General features: G+C 30.8%; 1 protein-coding gene. It reads right to left on the bottom strand.

Going from position 1 to position 956, the window contains the following annotated elements:
* Positions 1-956, bottom strand: a 956-nt coding sequence (locus AC1DIT_RS28200; RefSeq protein WP_476998609.1) for a tetratricopeptide repeat protein, incomplete at both ends; no start/stop codon positions are given.

Genomic DNA, 956 nt, shown 5'->3' with positions numbered 1-956 from the left:
TTATACGCTCGATTATTATAAAAATACTTTCCTAGTTCAAGGGCAAACTCTCGAACTAAAGGATATTGCCTTTTTTCTAGTCCCATTTCAATTGCTTTTCCCATATTTTTTTCAAAACTATCATAATTCCCCCGTAATTTGGATATTTGAGCTTTAAATCCATAGAGTTGAACATGTGCGTAAGGTACATCACAAATAGATAAAATATCAAATGTATCTTCCATAAGCCGATTAACAGTTGTCCAGTCTTTTAGTTCTATATAAATCTCTATTAAATTTCGTAATATGTATATTCTATCGGCATTTTGTGGGAGAAAAGTGGCGAGCTCTAAATTTTTTTCATAATATTTAATTGCTTTGGTATATTCTTTTAAACCTTGATAGATTTTCCCATAATTATATGTAATCAAACATGAATTCAAAGGATTGTTACTAGTCTTTGCTTCCATTTCGGCCTGTTTTAAGGATTCAAGTGCTTGCTCAGGTAGTTTATCCATGTTATATTGCATCGCAAAAATGATTAACACATATATTTTTTGTTGTTCATCATTAAATTTCTTATACAATTTATAGGCTTTTTTTGCATACAAACGACTTATGCTTATATCTTTAAATAAACTTTGGCTCGTTAGACTTAAGTTATAATATATATGAGCGTGTTGCTTTATTTCTTTAGGGCCAAGCATACTTTCGAGCTTCTTGTAAATTTCATATGCTACAACATAATCTTGTTTATTAGAAAAATATAGCCCTCTAGCCATTAAATAATATGTATAATCGTCCATATCTTGTGTTGCTACTGAATTCGGAATCACTTGTGAAGCTTGATCGACAAGTCGTGCTACATATGATAAGTTATTGTTTCGAGCATGATAATATATAAGAACACCGTAAGCCTTTAGTAATAAAGGCATTGAGTCCGTATCACGAACATACAGTTCTAATGAAGATAATTC

Source organism: Bacillus sp. 05T22, assembly GCF_056396765.1.
The sequence above is the reverse complement of the archived record's forward strand: the minus strand, read 5'-3'. Positions and strand labels throughout refer to the sequence as shown.